Source organism: Bradyrhizobium daqingense (assembly GCF_021044685.1).
GTDB classification, from domain to species: Bacteria; Pseudomonadota; Alphaproteobacteria; order Rhizobiales; family Xanthobacteraceae; genus Bradyrhizobium; species Bradyrhizobium daqingense.
Genome location: NZ_CP088014.1, coordinates 6500665 through 6523824, shown reverse-complemented (window position 1 = coordinate 6523824; position 23160 = coordinate 6500665). Strand labels below are relative to the sequence as shown.

Below are 23160 nucleotides of genomic sequence, written 5' to 3'. Positions count from 1 at the left end.
ATTTCAGGCAGATTATCCTCTCATGTCGCGCTTCCCGCCCGCTTATGGTGAACCGGCGCTTATGCGGGCGATGTTCGCTTCACCCTTTGTTAGCCATGTCGGCTCACCCTGTGCCCGTCACTCGATCCAGAAGCGATCGAACGAAGACGCGTAAGCCAGAAGGGTAAGAGTCATGTCCGGTATTGTTCTCTCTGCGTCGGTTCGCCAGAACCTCCTCTCTCTCCAGTCCACCGCCGATCTTCTCGCCACCACACAGAACCGTCTGTCGACCGGCAAGAGCGTCAACTCGGCTCTCGACAATCCCACCAACTTCTTCACGGCCCAGTCGCTCGACAACCGCGCCAGCGACATCAACAATCTGCTCGATGGCATCGCCAACGGCGTGCAGGTGCTGCAGGCTGCCAACACCGGCCTGACCTCGCTGCAGAAGCTGATCGACAGCGCCAAATCGATCGCCAACCAGGCGCTGCAGACCACGGTCGGCTACTCCACCAAGTCCAACGTCTCCACCACGATCGCAGGTGCGACGGCGGCTGACCTGCGTGGCACGACGAGCTTCGCCAGTGCGACGGCGAGCAGCAACGTGCTGTATAACGGCACGGCCGGCGGCACGACGGCAGCGAACGGCACCACGACCCTCGGCGCCACCATCGGCGCCTTCGCCGGCACCGCGGCAACGGCCGGCGACGGCACCACCGCCCTGACCGGCACCATCACCCTGATCGCCACCAACGGCACCACCGCAACCGGCCTGGCGAGCAACGCTCAGCCCGCCGACGGCGATACGCTGACCGTGAACGGCAAGACTATCACCTTCCGCAGCGGTACCGCGCCGACGTCGGCCGGCGTTCCGGCCGGTTCGGGCGTCAGCGGCAACCTCGTCACCGACGGCAACGGCAACACCACCGTCTATCTCGGCACTGCCGGCACCCCGGCTGCGAACGTCAACGATCTGTTGACCGCGGTCGATCTCGCCAGCGGCGTCAAGACGGTCTCGATCAGTTCCGGTGCTGCGACGATCGCCACCAGCTTCAACCAGACCGCTTCGAGCGTTGGTGGCGGCGCCGTCACGCTGAGGAGCTCGACGGGTGCGGATCTGAGCGTCACCGGCAGGGCAGACCTGCTCAAGGCTCTCGGTGTGAGCTCATCGGTCGGCGGCGGCAACGCCACCGTCAACGTCAACCGCACCACGACGTCGGCCTCGCTGGGTGCGACGATCACCGACGGCTCGACGCTGAACGTCAACGGTCACGTCATCACCTTCAAGAATGCGCCGATCCCGGGCTCAACCGGTGCGCCGAGCATTCCGAGCGGCTATGGTACCAGCGGTAACGTCCTCACCGATGGCAACGGCAACTCGACGGTCTATCTGCAGGGCGGCACGGTCAACGACGTCCTGAAGGCCATCGACCTTGCCACCGGCGTGCAGACCGCGACGATCAGCGCCGCCGGCGTTGCCACGCTTGCGACCGCAACCGGCCAGTCGAACTCGACGATCAATACGTCCGGTCAGCTCAAGATCGCGACCGGCATCAATGCCGACCTGTCGATCACCGGCACCGGCAACGCGTTGAACGTGTTCGGCCTCGCCGGCAACACCGGCAGCGCGACCGCCTTTACTGCGGCCCGCACCTCCGGCATCGGCGGCATCGCCGGCAAGACCTTGACCTTCACCTCCTTCAACGGCGGCACGGCGGTCAACGTCACCTTCGGCGACGGCACCAATGGCACGATCAAGACGCTCGATCAGCTCAACACCAAGCTGCAGGCCAACAACCTGTCTGCGACGATCGACGCCAATGGCCTGCTGACGATCACCGCCTCGAACGACTATGCGTCATCGACTCTCGGTTCGATCGCGGCGGGTGGTGCGATCGGCGGCACGCTCACCTCGGCCCTGACCTTCTCGACGGCTTCCACGCCCGTCCAGGATGGCGTTGCCCAGACGGCGCGTGCCAATCTGGTGGCTCAGTTCAACAATATCCTGAACCAGATCGACACGACCGCGCAGGACTCCTCGTTCAACGGCGTCAACCTGCTCAACGGCGACCAGCTCAAGCTGGTGTTCGACGAGACCGCCAAGTCGAGCCTGAACATCACCGGCGTGACCTATAATTCCAAAGGTCTCGGCCTCGCCTCGCTGACGGTCGGCGTCGACTTCATCGACAACGCCGCGGCCAACCGGGTGCTGACCAACCTCAACGCCGCCTCGAGCACGCTGCGCTCGCAGGCCTCGAGCCTCGGTTCGAACCTCTCGGTGGTGCAGATCCGCCAGGACTTCAACAAGAACCTGATCAACGTGCTGCAAACCGGCTCGTCCAACCTGACGCTGGCCGACACCAACGTCGAGGCCGCCAACAGCCAGGCGCTGTCGACCCGCCAGTCGATCGCGGTCTCCGCGCTGTCCCTGGCCAACACCTCGCAGCAGAGCGTGCTCCAGCTGCTCCGCTAACAAGTAGCTGAAATCACTCATTAAAATCGAGCGGCGGGGCCATTTGCCCCGCCGCTCCTTTCTTGCGTTCCGAGCCGGGCAGGGGCGTTCACCGCGCATTAACCGTATCGCTTAAACCGGCGTTAACCATACTTTAAAGGACACCTCCTAAAACTGGACAAAGCCCGCGTTCGAGACCCGCGCGGCCGATTCGTATCCGGTTCAAGAGGAAGACTCGCCAATGTCCAACATCGTTCTCTCGGCGTCAGTTCGCCAGAACCTGTTGTCGCTGCAGTCGACGGCCGACTTGCTGGCCACGACGCAGGAACGGCTGTCGACCGGCAAGAAGGTCAATACAGCGCTCGACAATCCCACCAACTTCTTCACGGCGCAGGGATTGGACAACCGGGCGAGCGACATCAGCAACCTGCTCGACGGCATCAACAACGGTGTGCAGGTGCTCCAGGCCGCCAACACCGGCATCACTTCGCTGCAGAAGCTGATCGACAGCGCGAAATCGATCGCCAACCAGGCGCTCCAGACCACGGTCGGCTACTCCACCAAGTCGAACGTCTCCACCACGATTCCTGGCGCGACCCCCGCCGACCTGCGCGGCACGACCTCCTATGCGAGCGCGACCGCCAAGAGCAACGTGCTCTATACCGGTGCCTCCGGCGGCACGACCCCGGTCACCGGGACGGCCGCGCTCGGTGCTTCGCTCGGTTCGAGCGCCGGCACCTTTACCGGTACGGCAGCGCTCGCCGCCGACGGCACCACCGCGCTGTCCGGCACCGCCACGCTGCTCGGCACCACGGCATCGACCACCTTCAGCACGCCGCCCGCGGACGGCGACACCATCACGGTGAACGGCAAGACCATCACCTTCCGCACCGGCGTTGCTCCGAGCGCGCAGCCGACCGGCTGGGGCCTCGACGCCAGCGGGCACATTGCCACCGACGGCAACGGCAATTCGATCATCTATCAGGGGACGGCGGCGGCGCCCGGGGCGACCGTCAACGACGTCCTCACGGCAATCGACCTCGCCAGCGGCGTCAAGTCCGCGACCATCAGCGCAGGCGCGGCGACCTTCGCCGTCAGCGGTGCGGCGGGTCCCGTCGGCACGCTGCAGGTCGCATCCTCCATCACGGCGGGCGCCGTTACACTGAAGAGCTCGACCGGCGCCGATCTGAGCGTGACCGGCAAGGCCGACTTCCTCAAGGCACTCGGCCTGACGACCGCGACCGGCGCGGGCAATGCGAACGTGACCGCGAACCGGTCGACCACAGCCGGCTCGCTCGGCACCCTGGTTCAGGACGGCTCGACCCTGAACATCGGCGGCAAGACCATCACCTTCAAGAACGCGCAGACGCCGCAATCGACGGCGAGCGTGGCCACTGGCTACGGCGTCAGCGGTAACGTCGTCACCGACGGCAACGGCAACTCGACGGTCTACATCCAGAGCGCGACGTTGACCGACCTGCTCAACGCGGTCGATCTCGCCACCGGCGTCAAGACCGCCAGCCTCTTCAACGGCGCGGCGACGCTGTCGACCACCGCGGGCCAGATCCCGTCCTCAGTCAACAGCAGCGGCCAGCTCGCGCTCTCGACCGGCATCAATGCCGACCTGTCGATCACCGGGACCGGCAATGCGCTCGGCGCCTTCGGCCTCAGCGGCAACACGGGAACGGCGACGGCCTTCACCGCGGCGCGCACCTCGGGCGTCGGCGGCATCAGCGGCAAGACGCTGACCTTCACCTCCTTCAACGGCGGCACGCCGGTGAACGTCACCTTCGGCGACGGCACCAACGGCACCGTCAAGACGCTCGACCAGCTCAACGCGCAGCTTCAGGCCAATCACCTGACGGCGACGATCGATGCCAACGGCGTGCTCACGGTGACCACCGTCAACGAATACGCCTCGTCGACGCTCGGCTCGACCATCGCAGGCGGCGCAGTCGGCGGCACCATCACCGGCGTTCTCGCCTTCACCACCGCGCAGCCGCCGGTCCAGGATCCCGTGGCGCAGACCGCGCGCTCCAACCTGGTCAACCAGTTCAACAACATTCTGGCCCAGATCGACACGACCTCGCAGGACTCCTCCTTCAACGGCGTCAACCTGCTCAACGGCGACACGCTGAAGCTCGTCTTCAACGAGACCGGCAGCTCCACGCTGAGCATCAACGGCGTGGTGTTCAATGCGGCGGGCCTCGGTCTCAGCAATCTCGTCAACGGCGTCGACTTCATCGACAACGGTGCCACCAACAAAGTGCTGGCCAGCCTGAACGCGGCGTCGAGCACGTTGCGCTCGCAAGGCTCCACGCTCGGTTCGAATCTCTCGATCGTGCAGGTGCGTCAGGACTTCTCCAAGAACCTGATCAACGTGCTGCAGACCGGCTCGTCCAACCTGACGCTCGCCGACACCAACGAGGAAGCGGCCAACAGCCAGGCGCTGTCGACGCGCCAGTCGATCGCGGTCTCCGCGCTGTCGCTGGCCAACCAGTCGCAGCAGAGCGTGCTGCAGCTGCTCCGCTAAATTCGCGGTGAAGGATCGCTATTCGAGATTTCGCGGCGGGGCTGATGCTCCGCCGTTCATTTGAGGGAGATCGCTAACTCGAGATTAGCTCAGATCGACACGCCTCACGCGATGTAAGTTTACACCGTGTATGCATCGATCTAACGTTTGCGCTGACGAAGAGCTCCGCGACCCGTACTTATCCCGAGTGCTTCCAAGCACACATGTAAGCAAATCTTAAGCGGTGCTGCCTAGGGTTGGGAAAGAAATCCTTAAGCGCGTTCAACGCGCTAGGTAACTTCCAGGGTGTGATTGATGTCGAATTCTGCTGCCTCGGCCTACGCGCGCGTTGCAACGACCACCGCATCTCCTCGCGACATCGAGGCACAGACCCTGCTCAAGGCCGCGAACAAGCTTCAGGATGCGGTGAACAACGCCGATCCTCTCAGCGAGCAGACCATGCAGGCCCTGATGTTCAACCGCAAGCTCTGGACCATCTTCCTGAGCGAGGCGATGCGCGACAACAATCCGCAGCCGATCGACGTCCGGCAGAAGATCGCCAACATCAGCGTGTTCGTGCTGAGCCAGACTGCCGCGCTTCAGATGAGCCCGCAATTCGATCACTTCCGCCCGCTGATCGAGATCAACCGCAACATCGCTGCCGGTCTGTCCGGGCGGCCGTGACGGAAGCTCGCGGTGCAGCGACGCCTTGCAATATCGGCGGGTGCTGATCGGGGACGGCTGGTCCAGCTTTGGACACACCAAGGACGCGCTGACTGCCGGCAACACGCAGATCGACAGCGCCGTCGCCGCGACCGACTCGTCCTGTCTCGATACTGCGGTTGCGACGTTCAACGCTTGACGATCAGGCGCTGCGATCGGTGCTGAGCGGACGCGAGGGTTCGGCCTGCCTATCCAGTGCATGGAAATAGGCCCGCCGGCGCAGCATCGCTTCGTCGGGGAATTGATTGACCACGGCCTCGGTCCTCTCGTTGACGACCTGGAAAACGAAGGATGCGGCCGCTTGGTCGAAGACGACTTGGCGCGAGATGTTCTCGTGGTTCGGCAAATCATTGCGCGCCGGCGCACTCGTATCGCTTGCGGCGACCGTTTGCCTCACCGGAAGATCAGTCTGCACAGCCTCGTTCGCCGCCGAATTCGACGTCGGTACGATCTGCACGGGGGCCGGGATCCCCACCGGCCTGATGCTGAAATCTGTACTCATGGCAGCCTCCTGGTTGCCTCAATTGAGTCAAATCCCAACCCCTCTAATCGCGCAAGCATGGAACACCAGGACTGAAGACCCGGTAACGAAACGTGCCTAACCGCGCGACGATTTCGCCGCGCGGTTTTTCGTAAAATTGTCTCGTGTTTTCGTCTTCGCTCAGAGCGAGCGGCTGACCGCGAGCGGCGTGATGTGGCGCGGGCCGGGCGCTGCTTGACGGCCCGCGGCCGTATAGGTGTTTGGCACGTTGCGTTTCTGGATCTCGGCGTTGACGCCGCGCACGACGCTCTCGGATACGGCGTGTGCGGTGGCGAGCACGGTGAGATTGACCTGCAGCATCGCGCGGAACGCATCATGGTGGCGATGCAGCGTCGACAGCAGCTCGGGCGCAGATTTCGCGAGCTGGGCCTGGTTTGCCTTCAACTGGCCGACGGCCCCGACATAATTTCGCGACAGCTCCTGCTTCTTAGCCTCGAGCGTCATGGCATCGCGGACCTTGCCGGCGCGAACCAACTCGGTCTCGCGCTCGATCAGCCCGAGCAGGGCGCTCATCGCGTCCATCAGGTCCTCGGCGAGCTTGCGCGCTTCGGCGCTTCCGGGCGCGGTGTTCGGCCGCTGCGCTTGCATCGGCTGACGTGAGGCGTTGGGACGGTTCATCTCGTTTGACCTTATGCCGTGCGGATCGTTTTCGCCTGCTGCATGATCAGGGTGCGGTAGACTTCAGTCGCGACGCCGACGCCGCCGGCCTTGGCGAAGTTCTTGGAATATTGCTCGGTCAGCATCGAGCGCCACACGCCGGTACCGGGCGTGTCGCCGAACGGACCTTCGCCCTTCAGGCCGGAGGTCATCTGCGCGAACATGCTGTTGAGGAACATCGCCTCGAAATCGGTGGCGGTCTTCTGCGCACGGGCTTGCTGCTGCGGCGAGACCTTTTGCAACGCGCTCGCGAGCTCGAAGTCCGGCCGGCCGTTGCGGCTCTCGACCGAGAAGGCAGAGGAGGTGGCGAGGCGCGGGGTGTTGATCGCGTTGGTCTGCATCACATCACCTCGATGTCGGCTTCGATCGCGCCGGCGGCCTTGATCGCCTGGAGGATGCTGATCATGTCGCGAGGGCCGATGCCGAGGCCGTTGAGGCCGTCGACGAGCTGCTGCAGCGATACGCCGTCCTTGACCACGGCGAGCTTCTTGCCGTCCTCGGTGACGGTGACGCTGCTGCGCGGCGCGACCACGGTCCGGCCCCGCGACAGCGGGTTGGGCTGGCTCACCTGGGGGCTCTCGGAAATCGTCACGGTGAGGTTGCCCTGCGCCACCGCGACGGTGGCGACGCGGACGTCGCGGCCCATCACGATGATGCCGCTGCGTTCGTCGATGACGATCTTGGCGGCCAGATCGGGGTCGACCTGGAGCTGCTCGATCTCGGTGAGGAAGGCGACGACGTTGCCCTTGAACTCCGGCGGGATCGACAGCTGCACCGTCGAGGGATCGATCGGCTCGGCAGTCTTGACGCCGAGATAGTCGTTGACCGCGGCCGCGATGCGCTTGGCGGTGGTGAAGTCGGCGTTGCGCAGCGCCAGGCGCACGTTCGGCAGGCGGTTGAGCGCGAACTCGATCTCGCGCTCGATGATGGCGCCGTTGGCAATGCGACCCACGGTCGGCACGCCGCGGACGATCTTGGCCGCTTCGCCCTCGGCCTGGAAGCCGGAGATCGCGAGCGAGCCCTGGGCAACCGCATAGACGTTGCCGTCGGCGCCCAACAGGGGGGTGACGAGCAGGGTGCCGCCCTGGAGGTTCTTGGCGTCGCCGAGTGCGGAGACGGTGACGTCCATGCGCGTGCCCTGGGTGGCGAAGGCCGGCAGGTTGCCGGTCACCATCACCGCGGCGACGTTGCCGGTGCGGATGGTGGCGCCGCGGATGTTGACACCCATGCGTTCGAGCATCGCTTGCAGCGATTGCTTGGTGAAGGGGATGTTGTTGAGCGTATCGCCGGTGCCGTTGAGGCCGACCACGAGGCCGTAGCCGATAAGCTGGTTCTGCCGCACGCCCTCGATGTTGGCGAGGTCCTTGATGCGCGATGTCGCACTTGCAGGCGTGAGCGAGAGCGCCAGCGCTGAAAGCGCGGCGCAGGCCACCCCAACAATCCTCACCCAACGAACGCCTGGCATCCTCTGCTCCCCAAAGGTCCCCAAAAAGGGCTCCTCAAATCGAAGGACCGTCTGCGACACTCCCATGACGAGCTGGTCCGGCGCTTTCCTTGCGAGCGCTGTGCCAACCCGGGGCAGCGGGAGTAGGTGGCTGAATAGGTTGAATAAATCTGTTTCGACCGGCGTCAGCGCTCATTCGCTCTGAGGAGCGAAACTGCCGCCTGTCGGCAGTTTTTGCCGAGCCGTTTACGGGTCGTTAACCATAAGACGGCGAAGGTGAGGCATCGATCACCCGGATTCCTTCCGATGCGCATCTACGGACCGAACGGCACCACGCTTGGAGCGCCGGCCAGCCAGGCCCGGCGAACGGGCTCCGGCACCTTCGCCCTACCCGACACCTCGTCGGCGCAGGAGACGCGGAGCGCCGCCGCGCCAAAGGCCGCCGCCAACATCGACGCGCTGCTTGCCCTGCAAGGCGTCGAGGAGGATCCGGTCGAGCGCCGCAAGCGCTCGGTCGCGCGCGGCAGAACCGCGCTCGACGTGCTCGACGATCTCAAGATGGGCCTTCTGTCCGGCAATCTCGACGCCTCGACGGTGATGCGGCTGCGCGATGCCGCGGCAAACCTGAAATCGTCCTCGGGCGAAGCTGGTCTCGATGCGGTGCTTTCCGAGATCGAGCTGCGGGTCGAGGTCGAGCTGGCCAAGGCCGGGCGGGGGTAGTCAGGCATCGCGCGCTGTCATCGTCCGCGAAGGCGGGCGATCCAGTATTCCAGAGACAGTTGTTGTTGAATCGAGAAGCCGCGGCGTACTAGATGCCCCGGTCGAGCCGGGGCATGACAGCGGAATCGGAATGGACGGTGCGGCACGACAGAGAAAGCGTGCCTTACGCCGCTTCCTCGTTCTGCTGGGCATCGTAGCGGCGCTGCGCGGCGAGCACGTCCTTCAGGTTCTGCTCGGCCCAATCGCGCAGCGGATCGACCGCCGCCGCCAGCGTCAATCCGAGCTGCGTGATCGAATATTCCACCGTGACGGGGACAGTTGCGATGGCGCGTCGCCTGATCAGGCCGTCGCGGTCGAGCGATTTGAGAACCTGGCTCAGCATCTTCTGCGAAATGCCTTCGATCGTGCGACGCAACTGGTTGAAGCGCATCGGCTCCTCGCGCAGCAGCAGAAGGATCAGCACCGCCCATTTGTCACCGACGCGATCCAGGATCTGGCGCGTCGGACAGTTCGCTGCATAGACGTCAGGTTTCATCGTCAGGTCCTCGGATTCGTTCTGCCGCTTGCACTTGGGCGTGCCGGTTACTCCGGCGTTATCAGGTAAGCACAAAGTGCTCTCTTAACACCAGCATTCTTTGCGATATCTAGTAACTATTGGTTACTACAGAAGCAAAGGAGCCTTCCATGAAAATCGCAGTTGCCGGCGCCTCGGGCCGGGCCGGGTCGGAGATCACCAAGGAACTGTCCCGCCGGGGCCATAGCGTCACTGCCATTGCCCGCAACCCCGAGAAGATCGCGGCCTTGCCCAATGTCACGCCGACCAAGGGCGACGTGCTCGATCAGGCCGGCCTTGCCAAGCTGTGGGCCGGTCACGACGTCGCCATCAGTTCCGTGCACTTCCTCGCCAGCGATCCGCTCAAGCTGATCGGGGCAGCGAAAGACTCCAAGGTGGGCCGCTACCTCGTCGTCGGCGGCGCCGGCAGCCTGGAGGTCGCGCCGGGCGTCAAGCTGGTCACGACCGAAGGTTTTCCGGCCCAGTACAAGGCCGAGGCCGAAAAGGGTTCCGCCTTCCTGGACCTGCTGCGGCAGGAAAAGGACCTGAATTGGACCTTCATCTCGCCGTCGGCGCTGTTCGTCGAGGGTGAGCGCACTGCCAAGTTCCGGCTTGGGACCGATCAGCTTCTCGCAGATGCGAACGGAAAGAGCTGGATCAGCTTCGCCGATTACGCCATTGCGCTCGCCGACGAGATCGAACGCCCGGCCCATCAGAGGCAGCGCTTCACGGTCGGCTACTGAGCCGTCAGCCGCACCCGGGCCTTTGCGGATAAACCTTCCTGTGCAAGGGCTTGGGGGCGGTGGCGGAGCGGTGAGGGAAATATTGTCTGTCACGGGAGGCCACTATATAAGGCCCGGCTCAACGGATCCTGTTTCCGTTGCGAGTCGTTGCTTAGACAGATAGGCCGCCCTTTGGAAAAGTTGAAAAACTACCGACCGACCGAAAAAGAGCCTTTCATGAACGACAGGCAGAAGGAGTATTTCCGCTTGAAGCTCCTGGCCTGGAAGGATGAGATCCTCAAAGAGTCCAAGCTCACCCTGCAAGCCCTGCAGGAGGAGAACGTGAACCACCCCGATCTCGCCGATCGGGCATCGTCCGAAACCGACCGCGCCATCGAACTCCGCGCCCGCGACCGCCAGCGCAAGTTGATCGCCAAGATCGACGCCGCGCTCCAGCGCATCGAGGACAACACCTACGGCTATTGCGAGGACACCGGCGAGCCGATCTCTTTGAAGCGGCTCGAGGCCCGGCCCATCGCGACGCTCTCGGTGGAAGCGCAGGAGCGCCACGAGAAACGCGAGAAGGTCTATCGCGACGAATAGAGTCCGAGCCGCAGTGATGCGGCTCTTTGTTTTTGGATGCAAGGCGCCGTTTCGCGCCCTGATCAGCCTTTGTCCGCTGCTTGCGCGCGTCTCGCCGCGCCAGCGCAATCGCGAAAAATGAATCGCGATCAATGGGCTAGAGTCCACTCCTCCGAGCTCACGTGAGTTCTGATGAGAAACAGCCTTCACTTCAGGTGCGGGAGGTTTTGCGAGTCGCATCAACGGGATCGACTCGACTGTTGAGAGGCTGATCCAGCTGCATCAAGCATCGCTGCAATCGCGTCTCGCGCGCATTTGCGAGGATCGGAAGGGCACGCGGCTCCATAAAGCCTCCACCAGCTCAATATTTCCTTAAGCGGAGGCGGGGGGCCTGTAATCGCCCGGACAGGCGTGCTTGTCAGGCGAGAGCTGGGATGCTGAAGTGCCGCCCCTGAATGCGTTAGCGTGGGAGGCGGCGCCGATGGACAGGATTCTTGAAGCCGCAAAGGCGATCGCACTGGCGCGCCGCAACCATGCGCCGCTCGCGGCGCTGGAACGTCCGCCCGGCGATGAAGCCGAGGGATATCAGGTGCAGCGCGCGCTGCACGATCTCCTGCTGCCCCATGTCGGACCGCTCGTCGGCTACAAGATCGGCTGCACCAGCCAGGTGATGCAGGACTACATCGGCATTCCGCATCCTTGCGGCGGCGGCGTGTTCCAGAAGGGCGTCCACAAGAGCGGCGCCAAGCTCGCCGCTTCCAACTATGTCCGCGTCGGCGTCGAATGCGAGATCGCGGTGCGGCTGAAGCGCGACCTTGCCGCCGGCGAGGCGCCGTTCACGGCCGAATGGGTCGGCGAGGCGGTCGAGGCCTACCATCCCGCGATCGAGATCGTCGACGACCGCTATGTGAAGTGGGAGACGATGGGTGCGCCGACGCTGATCGCCGACGATTTCTTCGCCGCCGGCTGCGTGCTGGGCCCGCGGGTTCCGCGCTCGTCCGTGCCGGACCTGAAGGCGGTGAAGGGCCGCGCCATCGTCAACGGCGAGGAGGCCGGCCACGGCACCGGTGCCGACGTGCTCGGCCACCCCCACAACGCGCTCGCCTGGCTCGCCAACCATCTCGCCGCCGAGGGCAAAGGCCTGCACGCCGGCCAGCTCGTGCTAACGGGCAGCCTGGTCAAGACGCTGTGGCTGAAGGCCGGCGACAAGGTGCGGATTGAGCTGGACGGGCTGGGCGTGGTCGAGGCGGAGTTCACTTAATCTCCGCGCCGTCGCCCTTTTTGTCGCGACGCTCCCGCCACGCGCGTCATGGCCGGGCTTGACCCGGCCATCCACGTGTCACAGCGAGCCCCGGAAGACGTGGATGCCCGGGTTAAGCCCGGGCATGACGGCGGAGAATACGGCGCCAGCCTGATCGGCGTTGTCACGTTCGCAAAATACATGCGGCCTCCGGCAGGGGAGCTACCGGAGGCCGCGTCGTACATCGTCGTTCGCGCCTAGGTTCGCGAACACGATGTGGGAGCTCGCAAGATTTTCTAGAAGGGCAGCAGCACGTCCATGACCTGTTGGCCGTAGCGCGGCTGCTGCACGTCCATGATCTGGCCGCGGCCGCCATAGGCGATGCGGGCCTGCGCGATCTTGGTAGAGTCGATGGTGTTGTCGCTCTGGATGTCTTCGGGGCGGACGATGCCGGCGACCACGAGCTCGCGGATCTCGAAGTTGACGCGGATCTCCTGCTTGCCCTCGACCACGAGGTTGCCGTTCGGCAGCACTTGCGTGACAACCGCAGCGACGTTGGTCTGCAAGGCTTCCTGACGGTTGACCGAGCCCTTGCCGTCGCTGGACGCGGTGGAATCGGCGGTGAGGATGCGGCCGGGTAGCACCTTCTGCGCCTGCGCGCCGAGCGTCTTCGCGCCGATGAAGTCGGTGATCCCGGAATCTTCCGAATTGGTGCGGCTGCGCTGGGTCTCGTTGGAGAGGTTGGCCTTGTCGGTGATGTTCACCGTCACTGTCAGGAGGTCGCCGATCTGGCGGGCGCGCTGGTCCTTGAAGAAGGCGCGGCTGCCGTTGCGCCACAGCGAGTTCGGATTGTAGGAGGCGACTTCCGGCTTCGGCATCGGCATCTGCACCGGCTTGTAGCCGGGCTGCGTCGTCGGATTGTCGATCGCCGACAGCTTCGGTTGCTCGCCGATCTGCGACAGCCGGTCGATCGAGGAGCAGCCGCTCGCCAATGCGCCAGTTGCAAGCAGCAGGGCAGAGATCGCGATGCGACGAAGACGGAAAGCCGAACTGAACGTGGACATGACTTACTCTGACTTGGCTGGAGCTTGCGAGACGCGAACTTGCGGGATCTGGGCTTGTGCGACGTGGGCGGCAGATGCCGGTGCCTGGACCAGGCTCTGCGCCAGGGCCGCGGCCGCCGGCACCTCGTCACGCTTGAGCGAGGAGGTCTGCTCGACGGCAGGCGCCATCGGTGCGGACTGGCTGGCGCCCTGGATCGTGACCTGGCCGCGGCCGGTGACGACGCCGGTCAACGTACGCTTGGATTGCAGATTGATCACACTGATGGTGTCGCCCTCAGCGCCGCTCTCGATCGCCTTGCCGCGCGTGGTCAGATAGACGCCGGGCACCTGGTAGATGATGGTGACGGCCTGATCGCGCACCACGAAGTCGGGCTTGACGATGTCGGCGACGCGGATCGGCATGCCCGCCCGCATCGGCCGGCGCAGCTGCATGCCGAGGGTGCGATCGCGCGAGGCGGGCTCGCCGGTGACCTCGGCCTTGGGCCGGCGCTCCAGCGAGACGTCGGAGGACTTCAACAGCTCGGTGCGGTCGATGTCGCGGGTCAGTACGGCCACTTCCACCGTCTCGATCGCGGTTCCGGTGAAGCGGAGCTTGGTCGGCGTCGGGCTGTTGTCGTTGCTGATCTCGAAGGCGATGTCGAAACGGCCGCCGCGGGCGTCATACCGGGTTGCGACCGGCTGGAGCGCGCCGGTGTTGGAGGCGTCCAGGCGCATCTCGGAAATGCCGCGGTCGAGCATGACCGTGATGTTGGCAGCGTCCCCAAGGCCGAAGCGGCGCTCGAGCGCGGAGGCGACCGCAACTTCGAGGTCCTTGCTCGCGAGCGTGCGGGCGAGGCGGGTGACCTGGACCTCCCTGATGTCGCCGGTCATCACGCCGATCACTTGTTTCGCGCGCAGCACCGACAGCACCTGGCCGACCGTCAGCGTGCCCGTGGTGCCGAGATCGGGCGAGCGGTAGACCGGGATCTGCGCGGCCGATCCGGCATTGTCGATGAGATCGCCGACCCGCACCACGTCCGAGCTCACGGCAACGCTGGCGCGCAGCGTCGGCGCTGCGATGACATCATCGGCCGCCGCGGCCGGCAGGGCCAGCGCGACAAGTGCGGTGATCGTGGCAAGGGTGGTCCGGATCATCGTCATCACTCAGCGGAACAGGGCCGTGGTCGATTGCATCATTTGATCGGCGGCGCTGATCACCTTGGCGTTCATCTCGTAGGCGCGCTGGGCCGCGATCAGGTCGCTCATCTCCGAGACGACGTCGACATTGGCCTGCTCGAGGCTGCCTTGCGTGATCTTGCCGTAACCTTCGGCCGTCGCCGTGCCGTCCTGGGGCGGGCCGGAGGAGGGAGTCTCGGTGAACTGATTGCTGCCGACGGGCTGGAGGCCGGCCTTGTTGATGAAGCGGGTGAGGCCGATCTGGCCGAGAATGGTCGAGGTCGAGGAGCCCGGCAGCGTCACCGAGACCTGGCCCTGCTCGTTGACGGCGAGGCCCGAGGCGTTGTTCGGGACGGTGATCGTCGGCTGCACCGGGTTGCCCTGGGCGGTGACGACGCGGCCCTGATTGTCCATCTGGAAGGTGCCGTCGCGGGTGTATTGGTAGGTGCCGTCGGGCATCAGGATCTTGAAGAAGCCATCGCCGGAGACGGCGAGGTCGAGATCGTTGCCAGTCTGCGACAGCGTGCCTTGCGTCATGCTGCGCGGCGTACCTACGGTCTTGACGCCACCGCCGATGTCGACGCCGACGGGCACAATGGTGCCCTGGTCGGAGGCCTGCGCGCCGACGCGGCGGATGTGCTCGTAGATCAGGTCCTGGAACGCCGCGGTCTGCTTCTTGAAGCCCGTGGTGCGCAGGTTCGCGATGTTGTTGGAGATCACCTGAACGTTGAGCTCCTGTGCCGCCATTCCGGTCGCTGCGGTGTGAAGCGCCTGCATGTCAGTTCTCCTTCAATCAGGCCGGAACGTCGGCGAGCTTCTCGATCGCCGATTTGTGGAGGTCGCTCTGCTGCTGGAGCAGGCTGGCGACGGAGGCGTAGCTGCGCATGACTTCGACCATGCGGGTCATCTCGCTGACGGCGTTGACGTTCGACTTCTCGACGTAGCCCTGGCGCACGGTCGACTTGGTGTCGGCCTGCTGCACGGCGGAGCCGATGTCGTAAAGGTTGGCGCCGAGCTTGGTGAGCCTGGTCGGATCGTCGAACGCGACCATGCGGATCTTGCCGCGGATCGAGTCGGTCCTTGCCGTGCCCTCGAGCACCGTGACGGTGCCGTCGGGGGCGATGTTGATGTCGTGATCGGTCGGCTGGAAGGTGATCGGACCGCCGGTGCCGAGCACGAGGGCGCCGTCGGAGGTGACGAGCTGGCCGGTGCTGTTGAGCGAGAACTTGCCGTCGCGGGTGTAACGCTCGCCGCCGGCGGCCTGCACCGCGAAATAGGCGTTGCCGTCGATCGCCACGTCGAGCGGGTTGCTGGTCGCCTCCATCGGACCCTGGCCGATGTCGCGGAAGGTGCCGCGATCCTGCACGTAGGAGACGCGCCGATCCGCGCCGATGAAATTGTCTTCGCGCGCGTTCGAGTTGAGGTACTCCTCGAACAGCGAATGGTCGGCCTTGAAGCCGTTGGTATTGGCATTGGCGACGTTGTTGGCGATGACATCCATCTGCCGTTCCAACGTCATCTGCCGTGACAAGCCGATCAGAAGCGCGTTCTGCATCGGTAATCTCCCCTGAGTGGGACCTGCCACCTCGCTCTCCCAAGCGCCTTGGCGGACCCCGTGAACGAGACCCTTGTTCTCCCAAACCGCCGGTCTCGGCCCTTTCTCAGCGAAAGCCGTGCCAACTCGAAAAGTTGCGTATTTTCAATCCCTTGATGGATTTCAAGGGGTGCGGGAGGGCGGCAGAAAGGTTCTGTTAGCCATGTTTGCCCGGCAGATTTTTCCTAGCGGAAGCACAATCGAAAGGTTCCGTTAACCATTATTACCGTAGCGTTTGCCATGAAGAGGAGCGCATTTGCGCCGGGGCATTCGTATCGCGTCATTGTCTTAGGGCCTCGCTCTTTCGACCCCTTTGAGAGATCCGGGCGCGGCGACCATGGCAGAGAATGAAGCGGAAGGCGGTGCGGCCGCCGAGGGTGCAGAATCCGCTCCGCCCAAGAACAAGCTCAAGCTGATCATCATCGCCGTCGGCGTGCTGGCCATTCTCGGCGGCGGCGCGGCGACCTGGTTCTTCTTCTTCCGAAAGGGAGACGCCGAGCATCATGCCGAGGTGGTGCCGCCGCCGAAGCCGCCGGCCTTCGTCGATGTCCCCGACCTGATGGTCAACCTCGCCGGCTCCCCCGGCGAGCGTGTGCAATATCTGCGGCTGAAGATCGTGCTGGAACTGAAGGAAGAGAAGCAGATCGAGGCGATCAAGCCGACGATGCCGCGCGTCACCGACATCTTCCAGACCTATGTGCGCGAACTGCGCCCCTCCGACCTCAACGGCTCCGCCGGCATCTTCCGCCTCAAGGAGGAGCTGACCAAGCGCGTCAACGCGGCGGTCGCTCCGATCCATGTCAGCGCGGTGCTGTTCAAGGAAGTCGTGGTGCAGTGAGGGGAATGGGCTAGCGCCATGGCCGGCAACGAGCAGATGGACCAGGATGCGATTGCCGCCCAATGGGAGGCATCGCTCGATTCCGAGGATCCCGCGGAGGCCGCCGCCGAGAACGAACTCTCCGAGACCATGGCCCTGCAATGGGCGGCCATGGTCGAGGACGGCAGCCGCGATCTCGGCAGCGGCAAGAATTCCGGCGAACGTGTGCTGTCGCAGGAGGAGATCGACAATCTCCTCGGCTTCACCGTCGGTGACGTCAATCTCGACGACCATTCCGGCATTCGCGCGATCATTGATTCGGCGATGGTCTCCTACGAGCGTCTGCCGATGCTCGAAATCGTCTTCGACCGCCTGGTGCGGCTGTTGACGACCTCGTTGCGCAATTTCACCTCCGACAACGTCGAAGTCTCGCTCGACCGCATCACCTCGGTGCGCTTCGGCGACTACATGAACTCGATCCCGCTGCCGGCCGTGCTCTCGGTGTTCAAGGCCGAGGAGTGGGAAAACTTCGGCATGGCGACGGTCGATTCCAACCTGATCTATTCGATGATCGACGTGCTGCTCGGCGGCCGCCGCGGCACCAGCCAGCTCCGCATCGAGGGCCGGCCCTACACCACCATCGAGACCGAGCTGGTCAAGCGCCTGGTCGAGGTGGTGCTGGCCGACGCCGAGCAGGCGTTCCGGCCGCTGTCGCCGGTGACCTTCACGATCGACCGGCTCGAGACCAATCCGCGTTTCGCCGCGATCAGCCGCCCCGCCAATGCCGCGATCCTGGTGCGCCTGCGCATCGACATGGAAGACCGCGGCGGCAACATCGAGCTGCTGCTGCCTTACGCGACCATCGAACCGATCCGGGGCGTCCTGCTCCAGATGTTCATGGGCGAAAAGTTCGGCCGCGACCCGATCTGGGAGGGCCATTTCGCCACCGAGATCGTGCAGGCCCAGATCGCCGTCGACGCCGTACTCTACGAGGCCGACATCCCGCTCAAGCAGCTGATGCGGCTCAAGGTCGGCGACACGCTGCCGCTGGACATGCGCGCCGATGCCAACGTCACCGTGCGCTGCGGCGACGTCCTGCTGACCGAAGGGCGGATGGGCCGGGTCGGCGACCGGGTCGCGATCCGCGTGACGAAACCCTTGCGCAAGCCAAGTACGACACTTGCGATGTTCGAGAAGGTCGACGAGCAGAACAAGATGATGGAGGCCCCATGAACCACTCTCTGGGAATGGCGATCGAGTCGCTGGTGGCTATCCTGCTGATGCTGACGATCGTCTACTGCGTCATGCTCAACAAGCGGCTGACGCGGCTCAAGGCGGACGAGCATTCGCTGAAGGCGGTGATCGGCGAGCTGATCACCGCGACCGAGATCGCCGAGCGCGCGATCGGCGGGCTGAAGCTCGCCGTGCGCGACGTCAACGAGAACCTCGGCAGCCAGCTCGCGGCGGCGACGCAGATGTCCGACCAGCTCTACAAGCAGCTCGGCGAGGCCGACAACGTGGTGCGTCGCCTGTCCAAGATCGCGATTGCCGCGCGCCCCGTCACGAATCCGGAAATGGTTGCCGCTCCGACGGCGGCCAAGCCCTCGACGGCGAAGGCGGTGGCGGCTGCGGCCGAAGCCTTCTCAGAGCGCCGACGGTCCAACGGTCTTGCCGCATGAAGTCAGGGTATGAAGTCCTTTCGTAACATCCGCGTCATTCCGGTCGTCCTGGTGGCCGTCGCAGGTCTCGCCACGCTGAAGGTGGCGGGACTCGCGATCAATGGCGGCTATGTGTTCGACTACAAGCCGAGCCAGGCCAAGAAGTCCTGGGCGCAGGAGAACCTGAATTTCCCGACCGGCCGCGAAGACCCCGACATCACCGGCTCGACCCATGGCCCGCCGAAAGAAGCACCGAAGCCGGCAGCGCCCGAGACCAAGATGGAGGGTGGCACCGTCGTCAAGATCGACGAGACCCAGGCGCAGGTCTCCGCAGCCGAGCGCGCGATCCTGGAACGGCTGCAGGCGCGCCGCCAGGAGATCGAGGCCCGCCAGCGCGAGATCGACATCCGCGAGAGCCTGCTGAAATCGGCTGAGAAGCGCATCGAGAACAAGGTCGAAGAGATGAAGGCGGTGGAAACCCGCATCTCCGCGACGCAGGCCGAGCAGAAGGCCGCCGAAGCCCAGCGCATGAAGGGCCTCGTCACCATGTATGAAGGCATGAAGCCGAAGGACGCCGCGCGGGTGTTCGACCGGCTCGAGATGGGCGTGCTGATCGAGATCGCCTCGGCGATCGCGCCGCGGAAGATGTCGGACATCATGGGGCTGATGTCGCCCGAGGCCGCCGAGAAGCTGACGGTCGAGATGGCCCGCCGCGCCAATGGCGGGGGCGATCAGTCCGCCTCGGCCGGCGAATTGCCGAAGATCGACGGCAGGCCGACGCAAAAGCCGAATTGAGGGCTCATACTTAAGAAGTCCTTAATTGGCAAAACCTTAGAGTCGAAGGCAGGGGCCGGCAGCAGTGCCGGCGTGGACCCGTCGAACCGGAAGAAATGCCGCCAATGGCGCGAGAGGCTGCCGCTGGATTTGTGTCGCGAGCCCGCGCCTTGGCGCTGGGGTTGTCGCGCCATGTCTGCACGGCGCCCGTGCTCGCAGCCTGCCTGGTAATCGGCTTCGCTGCGCCTGCCCGGGCGGCCGATCCCGTCAGGGGCGAGGCGACGTTCTCGGCCGGCGGCGGCTTTGCCCGCCTCGTGATCAAGCTCGGCGAGGACGTGCCCTCCGAGGTGACGACGGCCGGCTCCATTGTCGTCATCCGTTTCGACCGGCCGGTCGACGTTCCCGTCGATCGTGTTCCGGAAGGTGCGCCCGACTACGTCAACTCAGCACGGCGCGATCCCGACGGCGGCGCCATTCGCCTGTCGCTGGCGCGGCGCGTCACCGTCAACACCATGAATGCGGGCGAGCGCACCTTCATCGACCTTCTGCCGGAGGGGTGGAAGGGGCCGCCGCCGGCCCTGCCGATGGACGTCGTCAAGGAGCTCGCCGAGCGCGCGCGCGTGGCCGAACGGGCCTTGCGCGCCCAGCGCGCCGCGGCCGAGGCCAAGAAGCGTCCGCAGATCCGCGTCCGCGCCTCGGTGCAGCCGACCTTCGTGCGCTTCGTGTTCGAGATGCCCGATGGCGTCGGCGTCTCCTCCGTGCTCAACGAGCAGAAGCTCACGCTCGCCTTCAACGCCAACCTCAATTTCGATCTGGCCGACGCGGTCGTCGCAGCACCGCCGAACGTCGCCTCGATCAAGCAGAAGACCGACATCGACCAGACCAGCGTCGAGATCGCGCTGATCGGCGATTCCGACGTGCACTCGTTCCGTGACGAGAAGAACTACGTCGTCGACATCGCCTTCCAGCCGGACAGAGGCAAGACGGCCACAACGCCCGAGGCGGCGATCGCGCAGCTCAAGCCTGGCGGTCGCGCAGCTGTGCCTGCGCCCACGCCTGAAAGGCCGGCGGCCGCGCAGCGTGAGATCGCGCCGCCGACATCTGAGACGATCGCGCGCGAGGCCAAGATCGACGTCAAGCCGGGCGTGAAGATGGAAGCGCCGGCCGAAGCACCGAAGACGGTTCCGGCGCCTGCAGCGGAGGCCGCGCAAGCGGTAGAAGCACCGAAGGAAGCGCCACAGCCTGCGCCACCCGTTGCGGAGGTCACGCCAGTCAAGCCTGCAATGGCCGAAGCGCCCAAGGAGGCCCTGAAAGAGGCTGCCAAGGACCCGGTCAAGGAAACGGCCAAAGCAGCCGCCGAAGTCCCCGCCACGCCGCAGCCCACGATTGCCAGCGTCGATGCACGCCGCGACAGCGACGGCCTGCGGGTGACGTTTCCGTTTCAGGTCTCGACGCCTGCGGCGGCGTTCCGCCGCGGTGACACTGTCTGGCTGGTGTTCGACACGCCGAAGCCGGTCGACGTCGAGGCGATCCGCAGCAGGGGCGGCGCGATGATCGGCGAGGTCGGCCGCGTGCCGCTCGACAAGGGGCAGGCGGTTCGCATCCGTCTCACCCGTCCGCTGGTGTATTCGCTGTCGAGCGAGGAAGTCGGCAAGGAGACCAACTGGCTGCTGACGCTCGCCGACAAGATCCAGGCGACGCCGCTGCCGCTGATGATGTCGCGCAACATCACCGATCCTGCGCTCGCCAACATCGCAATCCCCTTCGCCAATCCCGGCGTTTTGCACAAGCTCACCGATCCCGATGCCGGCGACACGCTCTATGTCATCACTGGGCAGCGGCCGGTGCGTGGCTTCATCAAGCGGCAGGACCTCGTCGATCTCTCGCTGCTGGAATCCGCGCACGGCATCGCGGTGCGGCCCAACTCCGACGAGATCGGCGTCGAGGTCGGTGCCGACAAGGTCATCCTCGGCAAGAAGGGCGGGCTGACGCTATCGCCGGTCGACATCTCGGCCGAGCGCGCCCCGACCGCGGTGCGCCCGGTCTTCAGCCCGGAAGGCTGGCGCAAGGGCCAGTCGGAGAACTTCTGGGCGCGTCAGAGCGAGCTGATGACGGCGATCTCGGCCGTCGAGCCCGCGCTGCGTTCGCTGCCGCGGCTCGACCTCGCGCAGTTCTACATGTCGCGCGCCATGTACCACGAGGCCAAGGCCGTCACCGAATTGATGCTGAGCGATCCGCTCAACAAGGAGGAGAGCGGTGCGCTGATCATGCATGCCATCGCGAGCATCCTGGTCGGCCGGCCGGCGCAGGGACTGAAGGACCTCGCCAACCCCGTGATCGGCAACAGCCACGATTCCCAGCTCTGGAAGGCGCTCGCCTATGCGCGTCAGGGCAAATGGGCCGACGCGCGCGAGAAGTTCAAGAACGTCGAGTTCGCCATCGCCTCGCTGCCGCTCGACATCCAGCGCATCGTGACGATGGATGCGATGCGGGCGTCCCTCGAGGTGAAGGACTATGCCGGCGCCTCCAAGCGCCGCAGCGAACTCGAGGTGGTCGGCGTCCCGCCGGAGGCTGCGCCCGGCTTCGCGGTGCTGCGCGGCCGGCTCGCCGAGGCGCTCGGCCACGACAAGGATGCGCTCGACGACTACAAGCTCGCGGTGGCATCGAGCGACCGGGCGGCGGCGGCCGAGGCCAAGCAGCTCGAGGTCGCACTGCGTCAGAAGCGCGACGAGATCGGCAAGGACGAAGCGCTGCGCGAGCTCGAGACGTTGTCGATGACCTGGCGCGGCGACGCGATCGAGGTCAAGACGCTGCAGATGCTGTCGCGGCTCTATGCCGAGAACGGACGCTATCGCGACGCGCTCACGGCCGCGCGCACCGCGACCAGGCTCCAGCCGAACGCGGAAGCCTCGCGCCAGGCCCAGGATCTCGCCTCCGACCTGTTCACGCAGATATTCCTGGGGCCAAAGGGTGACGAGCTGCCGCCGGTCGAGGCGCTCGGGATGTTCTACGAATTCCGCGAGCTGACGCCGATCGGCCGCCGCGGCGACGAGCTGATCCGCCGTCTCGCCGATCGTCTCGCCTCGATCGATCTGCTCGATCAGTCCGCCGAGCTCTTGCAATACCAGGTCGACCACCGCCTCGAAGGCGCCGCGCGTGCGCAGGTTGCCGCGCGGCTCGCCATGATCTATCTCGCCAACCGCAAGCCCGACATGGCGATCACCGCGCTGCGCGCCAGCCGCATCAGCGACCTCTCCGGCGAGCTCAGGCAGCAGCGGCTGCTGCTGGAGGCGCGGGCGCAGAGCGACGTCGGCCGTCACGATCTCGCGCTCGACATCGTCTCCAACGTCTCCGGGCGCGAGGTGCTCCGCCTGCGCTCCGACATCTTCTGGGCGGCGCGGCGCTGGCGCGAATCCGCCGAGCAGATCGAGCTCTATTACGGCGACCGCTTCCGCGACTTCAAGCCGCTCAACGCGGTCGAAAAGAGCGACATCATTCGCGCGGCGGTCGGCTACGCGCTCGCCGACGACTCGATCGGCCTGTCTCGCTTCCGCGAGAAATACGCGCCGCTGATGAGCGAGAGCGCGGACCGTCTCGCCTTCGACATCGCGAGCAAGCCGGCCGCAGCCTCGAGTGCCGAGTTCGCCGAGATCGCCAAGCTGGCCGCCAGCGTCGATACGCTCGACGGCTTCCTGCGCGAGATGAAGCAGCGCTTCCCCGACGCCACCGCGCGTGCCCCCGGCACGCCGCAGGCAAAGGATGAGACGGATCACACAGGCTCGCTGCCGACGATCCCGGTCGTGCGTCAGATCAAGATGACGCGGTAGGGATTGGTGCCGCGAGGTGCGGCAGGCCACGGCTCCCTCATTGCGAGCGCAGCGACTTGTCCGCCGAAGCCTTGGGCGAAGGCGGAAGCAATTCAGAATCTTTCCGTGGCAGCAGTCTGGATTGCTTCGTCGCAAGGGCTCCTCGC

The 23160-nt window shown here is 65.2% G+C and carries 22 protein-coding genes; 13 read left to right on the top strand and 9 right to left on the bottom strand.

The window, feature by feature from the left end; all coding sequences use genetic code 11:
- The first annotated feature begins 172 nt into the window (after positions 1-172).
- The 4 genes from LPJ38_RS31285 to LPJ38_RS31270 all read left to right on the top strand — a co-directional run bounded on the left by LPJ38_RS31285 (position 173) and on the right by LPJ38_RS31270 (position 5805).
- Entirely contained in the window at positions 173-2452 is a 2280-nt protein-coding gene (locus LPJ38_RS31285; protein ID WP_145628762.1) for a DUF1522 domain-containing protein, read from the top strand.
- Between the two features lie 220 nt (positions 2453-2672).
- Positions 2673-4964, top strand: a complete 2292-nt coding sequence (locus LPJ38_RS31280; protein WP_145628760.1) for a DUF1522 domain-containing protein — start codon at positions 2673-2675, stop codon at positions 4962-4964.
- A 294-nt stretch (positions 4965-5258) separates the two neighbouring features.
- The gene (flaF, locus tag LPJ38_RS31275) at positions 5259-5627 is read left to right on the top strand and encodes a flagellar biosynthesis regulator FlaF (protein ID WP_008554779.1); all 369 of its coding nucleotides are present in this window, start codon (positions 5259-5261) and stop codon (positions 5625-5627) included.
- A 25-nt stretch (positions 5628-5652) separates the two neighbouring features.
- Complete coding sequence (locus LPJ38_RS31270) at positions 5653-5805, top strand: hypothetical protein (protein ID WP_158644731.1); 153 nt, start codon at positions 5653-5655, stop codon at positions 5803-5805.
- A gap of 3 nt (positions 5806-5808) precedes the next feature.
- Here LPJ38_RS31270 and LPJ38_RS31265 read toward each other — a convergent pair whose 3' ends face one another.
- The 4 genes from LPJ38_RS31265 to LPJ38_RS31250 form a co-directional block, all read right to left on the bottom strand.
- The gene (locus LPJ38_RS31265) at positions 5809-6168 is read right to left on the bottom strand and encodes a hypothetical protein (protein WP_145628758.1); all 360 of its coding nucleotides are present in this window, start codon (positions 6166-6168) and stop codon (positions 5809-5811) included.
- A 159-nt stretch (positions 6169-6327) separates the two neighbouring features.
- Positions 6328-6825 carry a hypothetical protein gene (locus LPJ38_RS31260; RefSeq protein ID WP_145628756.1) on the bottom strand — a complete coding sequence of 166 codons (498 nt, stop codon included), beginning with the start codon at positions 6823-6825 and terminating at the stop codon, positions 6328-6330.
- An 11-nt stretch (positions 6826-6836) separates the two neighbouring features.
- On the bottom strand, positions 6837-7205 hold the full coding sequence (flgJ, locus tag LPJ38_RS31255; RefSeq protein ID WP_167520243.1) for a flagellar assembly peptidoglycan hydrolase FlgJ: 369 nt from the start codon (positions 7203-7205) through the stop codon (positions 6837-6839).
- The gene (locus LPJ38_RS31250) at positions 7205-8329 is read right to left on the bottom strand and encodes a flagellar basal body P-ring protein FlgI (protein ID WP_167520242.1); all 1125 of its coding nucleotides are present in this window, start codon (positions 8327-8329) and stop codon (positions 7205-7207) included. Before LPJ38_RS31250 ends, flgJ begins: the two co-directional genes overlap by 1 nt.
- A gap of 285 nt (positions 8330-8614) precedes the next feature.
- Here LPJ38_RS31250 and LPJ38_RS31245 point away from each other — a divergent pair, with 285 nt between their 5' ends.
- Positions 8615-9028 carry a flagellar assembly protein FliX gene (locus LPJ38_RS31245; RefSeq protein ID WP_145628750.1) on the top strand — a complete coding sequence of 138 codons (414 nt, stop codon included), beginning with the start codon at positions 8615-8617 and terminating at the stop codon, positions 9026-9028.
- A 163-nt stretch (positions 9029-9191) separates the two neighbouring features.
- Here the strand turns inward: LPJ38_RS31245 and LPJ38_RS31240 are convergent, their stop codons facing one another.
- The gene (locus tag LPJ38_RS31240) at positions 9192-9563 is read right to left on the bottom strand and encodes a winged helix-turn-helix transcriptional regulator (protein ID WP_145628748.1); all 372 of its coding nucleotides are present in this window, start codon (positions 9561-9563) and stop codon (positions 9192-9194) included.
- A 149-nt stretch (positions 9564-9712) separates the two neighbouring features.
- On the opposite strand from LPJ38_RS31240, the gene LPJ38_RS31235 reads away from it, so the two are divergent.
- The 3 genes from LPJ38_RS31235 to LPJ38_RS31225 all read left to right on the top strand — a co-directional run bounded on the left by LPJ38_RS31235 (position 9713) and on the right by LPJ38_RS31225 (position 12146).
- The gene (locus LPJ38_RS31235; RefSeq protein WP_145628746.1) at positions 9713-10324 is read left to right on the top strand and encodes an NAD(P)-dependent oxidoreductase; all 612 of its coding nucleotides are present in this window, start codon (positions 9713-9715) and stop codon (positions 10322-10324) included.
- Between the two features lie 216 nt (positions 10325-10540).
- Positions 10541-10906, top strand: coding sequence for an RNA polymerase-binding protein DksA (gene dksA, locus LPJ38_RS31230; RefSeq protein WP_008554760.1), 366 nt, complete (start codon positions 10541-10543; stop codon positions 10904-10906).
- 460 nt (positions 10907-11366) lie between these two features.
- Complete coding sequence (locus LPJ38_RS31225) at positions 11367-12146, top strand: 2-keto-4-pentenoate hydratase (RefSeq protein ID WP_145628744.1); 780 nt, start codon at positions 11367-11369, stop codon at positions 12144-12146.
- A 275-nt stretch (positions 12147-12421) separates the two neighbouring features.
- Here LPJ38_RS31225 and flgH read toward each other — a convergent pair whose 3' ends face one another.
- The 4 genes from flgH to flgF are packed head-to-tail and all read right to left on the bottom strand — an operon-like array spanning position 12422 to position 15899.
- Entirely contained in the window at positions 12422-13189 is a 768-nt protein-coding gene (flgH, locus tag LPJ38_RS31220) for a flagellar basal body L-ring protein FlgH (protein ID WP_145628739.1), read from the bottom strand.
- A 3-nt stretch (positions 13190-13192) separates the two neighbouring features.
- Positions 13193-14323 carry a flagellar basal body P-ring formation chaperone FlgA gene (flgA, locus tag LPJ38_RS31215; RefSeq protein WP_167520241.1) on the bottom strand — a complete coding sequence of 377 codons (1131 nt, stop codon included), beginning with the start codon at positions 14321-14323 and terminating at the stop codon, positions 13193-13195.
- A 9-nt stretch (positions 14324-14332) separates the two neighbouring features.
- Positions 14333-15121 carry a flagellar basal-body rod protein FlgG gene (gene flgG, locus LPJ38_RS31210; RefSeq protein WP_008554735.1) on the bottom strand — a complete coding sequence of 263 codons (789 nt, stop codon included), beginning with the start codon at positions 15119-15121 and terminating at the stop codon, positions 14333-14335.
- Positions 15122-15137: 16 nt separating this feature from the next.
- Positions 15138-15899 carry a flagellar basal-body rod protein FlgF gene (flgF, locus tag LPJ38_RS31205; protein ID WP_145628735.1) on the bottom strand — a complete coding sequence of 254 codons (762 nt, stop codon included), beginning with the start codon at positions 15897-15899 and terminating at the stop codon, positions 15138-15140.
- A gap of 376 nt (positions 15900-16275) precedes the next feature.
- Between flgF and fliL the strand changes: the two genes are divergently transcribed.
- The 5 genes from fliL (at position 16276) to LPJ38_RS31180 (ending at position 23014) form a co-directional block, all read left to right on the top strand.
- Complete coding sequence (gene fliL, locus LPJ38_RS31200) at positions 16276-16776, top strand: flagellar basal body-associated protein FliL (protein WP_145628733.1); 501 nt, start codon at positions 16276-16278, stop codon at positions 16774-16776.
- Positions 16777-16794: 18 nt separating this feature from the next.
- Complete coding sequence (gene fliM / locus LPJ38_RS31195; protein WP_145628731.1) at positions 16795-17988, top strand: flagellar motor switch protein FliM; 1194 nt, start codon at positions 16795-16797, stop codon at positions 17986-17988.
- Positions 17985-18434 (top strand): DUF6468 domain-containing protein, encoded by a 450-nt coding sequence (locus LPJ38_RS31190; RefSeq protein WP_145628729.1) that lies wholly within the window; start codon positions 17985-17987, stop codon positions 18432-18434. Before fliM ends, LPJ38_RS31190 begins: the two co-directional genes overlap by 4 nt.
- 9 nt (positions 18435-18443) lie before the next feature.
- Positions 18444-19208, top strand: a complete 765-nt coding sequence (locus tag LPJ38_RS31185; RefSeq protein WP_145628727.1) for a MotE family protein — start codon at positions 18444-18446, stop codon at positions 19206-19208.
- 104 nt (positions 19209-19312) lie between these two features.
- Entirely contained in the window at positions 19313-23014 is a 3702-nt protein-coding gene (locus LPJ38_RS31180; protein ID WP_167520240.1) for a tetratricopeptide repeat protein, read from the top strand.
- Positions 23015-23160 lie beyond the last annotated feature (146 nt).

What these genes read in the sequence shown, in the direction of transcription:
- LPJ38_RS31285 (WP_145628762.1), top strand. Translation starts at nt 173, where the DNA reads ATGTCCGGTATTGTTCTCTCTGCGTCGGTTCGCCAGAACCTCCTCTCT.
- LPJ38_RS31280 (WP_145628760.1), top strand. Translation starts at nt 2,673, where the DNA reads ATGTCCAACATCGTTCTCTCGGCGTCAGTTCGCCAGAACCTGTTGTCG.
- flaF (WP_008554779.1), top strand. Translation starts at nt 5,259, where the DNA reads ATGTCGAATTCTGCTGCCTCGGCCTACGCGCGCGTTGCAACGACCACC.
- LPJ38_RS31265 (WP_145628758.1), bottom strand. Translation starts at nt 6,168, where the DNA reads ATGAGTACAGATTTCAGCATCAGGCCGGTGGGGATCCCGGCCCCCGTG.
- LPJ38_RS31260 (WP_145628756.1), bottom strand. Translation starts at nt 6,825, where the DNA reads ATGAACCGTCCCAACGCCTCACGTCAGCCGATGCAAGCGCAGCGGCCG.
- flgJ (WP_167520243.1), bottom strand. Translation starts at nt 7,205, where the DNA reads ATGCAGACCAACGCGATCAACACCCCGCGCCTCGCCACCTCCTCTGCC.
- LPJ38_RS31250 (WP_167520242.1), bottom strand. Translation starts at nt 8,329, where the DNA reads ATGCCAGGCGTTCGTTGGGTGAGGATTGTTGGGGTGGCCTGCGCCGCG.
- LPJ38_RS31245 (WP_145628750.1), top strand. Translation starts at nt 8,615, where the DNA reads ATGCGCATCTACGGACCGAACGGCACCACGCTTGGAGCGCCGGCCAGC.
- LPJ38_RS31240 (WP_145628748.1), bottom strand. Translation starts at nt 9,563, where the DNA reads ATGAAACCTGACGTCTATGCAGCGAACTGTCCGACGCGCCAGATCCTG.
- LPJ38_RS31235 (WP_145628746.1), top strand. Translation starts at nt 9,713, where the DNA reads ATGAAAATCGCAGTTGCCGGCGCCTCGGGCCGGGCCGGGTCGGAGATC.
- dksA (WP_008554760.1), top strand. Translation starts at nt 10,541, where the DNA reads ATGAACGACAGGCAGAAGGAGTATTTCCGCTTGAAGCTCCTGGCCTGG.
- LPJ38_RS31225 (WP_145628744.1), top strand. Translation starts at nt 11,367, where the DNA reads ATGGACAGGATTCTTGAAGCCGCAAAGGCGATCGCACTGGCGCGCCGC.
- flgH (WP_145628739.1), bottom strand. Translation starts at nt 13,189, where the DNA reads ATGTCCACGTTCAGTTCGGCTTTCCGTCTTCGTCGCATCGCGATCTCT.
- flgA (WP_167520241.1), bottom strand. Translation starts at nt 14,323, where the DNA reads ATGATCCGGACCACCCTTGCCACGATCACCGCACTTGTCGCGCTGGCC.
- flgG (WP_008554735.1), bottom strand. Translation starts at nt 15,121, where the DNA reads ATGCAGGCGCTTCACACCGCAGCGACCGGAATGGCGGCACAGGAGCTC.
- flgF (WP_145628735.1), bottom strand. Translation starts at nt 15,899, where the DNA reads ATGCAGAACGCGCTTCTGATCGGCTTGTCACGGCAGATGACGTTGGAA.
- fliL (WP_145628733.1), top strand. Translation starts at nt 16,276, where the DNA reads ATGGCAGAGAATGAAGCGGAAGGCGGTGCGGCCGCCGAGGGTGCAGAA.
- fliM (WP_145628731.1), top strand. Translation starts at nt 16,795, where the DNA reads ATGGCCGGCAACGAGCAGATGGACCAGGATGCGATTGCCGCCCAATGG.
- LPJ38_RS31190 (WP_145628729.1), top strand. Translation starts at nt 17,985, where the DNA reads ATGAACCACTCTCTGGGAATGGCGATCGAGTCGCTGGTGGCTATCCTG.
- LPJ38_RS31185 (WP_145628727.1), top strand. Translation starts at nt 18,444, where the DNA reads ATGAAGTCCTTTCGTAACATCCGCGTCATTCCGGTCGTCCTGGTGGCC.
- LPJ38_RS31180 (WP_167520240.1), top strand. Translation starts at nt 19,313, where the DNA reads ATGGCGCGAGAGGCTGCCGCTGGATTTGTGTCGCGAGCCCGCGCCTTG.